Consider the following 2,419-nt stretch of genomic DNA (forward strand, 5'->3'; position numbering starts at 1 on the left):
TGGAAAATTGGTGGCCTAACTGATTGATTGACAAATCCGGGAAATTGGCATAAAGTGGAATTAAGGTCGATGGGGCAAGCAGGGAACTTACGCATTGCATAAATTGCTTAAACTTGCTGGGCAACGCCTCGGTTTCAGCAGAGTCACCCTGCAACAATCTGATGATAACATTCCAAGCTGACCCATCTGCCGCCAAAGCATTAAAATAATATGAAGGAATGTGTAGATTTGTATCAACTCGGACTTAAGAAACGCATGGCTCCAGCTATTTTAATCGAGAATCTGCAAAAGCGCTACGGCGCGATCGAAGCGGTCAAAGAGGTCACCTTTGAAATCCAACCCGGAGAAATCTTCGGGTTGCTCGGACCGAATGGGGCGGGCAAAACCACGACAATCCGGTGTTTGTGTACCCTAGCCACCCCAGATGCAGGTCGCCTAGAGGTGTCTGGCATCGATGTAGTGGCCGATCCGAAAGCGGCCCGACAGCGCCTCGGGTATGTGGCGCAGGAGGTGGCCTTGGACAAGGTGCTTACCGGGCGAGAGCTGCTGGAACTGCAGGCGGCATTGTACCACATTCCCAAACCCTTGGCAAGAGACAGAATCAACGCCATGCTGAGTTTATTGGGACTCGAAGAGTGGGCGAACACGCAAACCGGGAAATATTCCGGGGGGATGCGAAAGCGCCTGGACTTAGCGGCGGGATTGCTGCACGAACCTGACGTGCTGGTATTGGACGAACCCACCGTGGGATTGGATATCGAAAGTCGGATTGCGGTGTGGTCGTTCCTGCGCCAGTTGCGGGAAAATGGCACCACAGTGTTGATTACCAGCCATTATCTGGAAGAAATTGACGCCCTCGCCAATCGCGTCGCCATTCTGGATAAGGGGAAAATCATCGATGTGGGAAGCCCCTCGGAACTGAAAGATAAAATCGGCGGCGATCGCATTACCCTGCGCATCCGCGAATTCTCCCCCATCGAAGAAGCGCAAAAAGCCAAATCCTTGCTCGAACCCTTGCCCTTCGTGGAAGAAATCGTGATTAACAACGCCCAAGGGAACTCCCTCAACCTAGTGGTCAAACCGCAAAGCGACGCCTTGAGCAACATTCAACAAGCCTTGCGCGATGGGGGTTTGCCCACCTTTGGCATTGCCCAATCCCGCCCGAGTTTGGATGACGTTTACCTCACCGCCACCGGTCAAACCCTGATGGATGCGGAACTCGCCGCCGCCGGAACCCGGGATCCGAAAAAAGAACGCAAACAAAATATGCGCTAAGTTAGAGGACAATTGTAGGGAAGCGATTCACACTGAAACCATAGCAGTGCGAACCTGTGGGAAAATCATTTTCCCACCGCTTTCCTCAGCGAGGTCTGAAACCCTCGAACCGAGGATTTGCCAGAATAAACTGTTCCCTAATCATTAGTCATTATGAGTCAAACTGTTAGTCCAACCAATCCCAGCGCCCGTGGCGCGCTGCAAACTGCCAGAAGCAATCCCGTGGGGGATTTTGTGCAAGAAACCCTTGCCCTGACCAAACGGCTGTTTATCCAACTACAGAGACGTCCTTCCACCTTAATTGCCGGCATTATTCAACCGTTGATGTGGTTGATTTTGTTTGGGGCGCTGTTCCAAAATGCCCCGCAAGGCATGTTTGGGGATAATATTAATTACGCGCAATTTCTCGGGGCGGGAGTGATTGTATTTACCGCATTTTCCGGGGCGCTGAATGCCGGGTTGCCGGTGATGTTTGACCGGGAATTCGGGTTTTTAAATCGCTTGTTGGTGGCACCATTATCCAGTCGATTTTCGATTGTGGTTGCTTCGGCGGCATATATTATGGTACTCAGCTTCATTCAGACGGCGGTTATCGTGACGGCGGGTGCGTTTATGGGGGCCGGATTGCCCGGAGGATTGGGTCTGGCAACGATCGCCTTAATTACCTTCCTGCTGGTTTTGAGCGTCACGGGATTGAGCCTGGGTTTTGCCTTTGCCCTACCGGGGCACGTGGAATTAATTGCCGTGATTTTTGTGATTAATTTGCCCCTGCTGTTTGCCAGCACTGCTTTAGCGCCCCTGTCGTTTATGCCGAAATGGTTGCAAGTGGTGGCGTCTTTAAATCCGCTCAGCTACGCGATCGAACCCATTCGCTATCTGTACCTGCATGGGGACTGGTCCTGGGGAAGTGTGGTGATGCAAGCTCCTTGGGGTGACGTCACCTTTGGCGGGGCCTTAGGGGTGTTGGCGGGATTTGCCGCATTGGCACTGTTGAGCATTCAACCCTTACTGCGGAGAACATTTGCTTAGTAGAATGGTCTATATCATAAATGGTTGAGCGTGACAAGTCTGTCAGGAACCCCATCCCTAAAGGGAGGGGCTTGGTAAGACTTTATTTTCCCAAGCTCACCTGACCAGAAGACCA

The 2,419-nt window shown here is 52.0% G+C and carries 3 protein-coding genes; 2 read left to right on the top strand and 1 reads right to left on the bottom strand.

Translation table 11 applies throughout. From position 1 onward, the window contains the following. Positions 1 to 196 (bottom strand): hypothetical protein (locus tag LKK83_RS00765; RefSeq protein ID WP_324628814.1); only part of this gene is annotated, 196 nt, incomplete at its 3' end. Between the two features lie 59 nt (positions 197 to 255). On the opposite strand from LKK83_RS00765, the gene LKK83_RS00770 reads away from it, so the two are divergent. Together LKK83_RS00770 and LKK83_RS00775 are read left to right on the top strand one after the other, a co-directional pair. After that, positions 256 to 1,275, top strand: coding sequence for an ABC transporter ATP-binding protein (locus tag LKK83_RS00770; RefSeq protein ID WP_324628817.1), 1,020 nt, complete (start codon positions 256 to 258; stop codon positions 1,273 to 1,275). Between the two features lie 153 nt (positions 1,276 to 1,428). Further along, a complete protein-coding gene (locus LKK83_RS00775; RefSeq protein WP_324628815.1) occupies positions 1,429 to 2,304 on the top strand; it encodes an ABC transporter permease in 876 nt (291 codons plus the stop codon). Positions 2,305 to 2,419 lie beyond the last annotated feature (115 nt).

The sequence above is a fragment of the Phormidium sp. CCY1219 genome (assembly GCF_035615515.1).
In the GTDB taxonomy this organism is placed as follows: domain Bacteria; phylum Cyanobacteriota; class Cyanobacteriia; order Cyanobacteriales; family Laspinemataceae; genus CCY1219.

Coding starts and splice junctions, on each gene's coding strand:
- LKK83_RS00770 (WP_324628817.1), top strand. CDS start 256: ATGGCTCCAGCTATTTTAATCGAGAATCTGCAAAAGCGCTACGGCGCG.
- LKK83_RS00775 (WP_324628815.1), top strand. CDS start 1,429: ATGAGTCAAACTGTTAGTCCAACCAATCCCAGCGCCCGTGGCGCGCTG.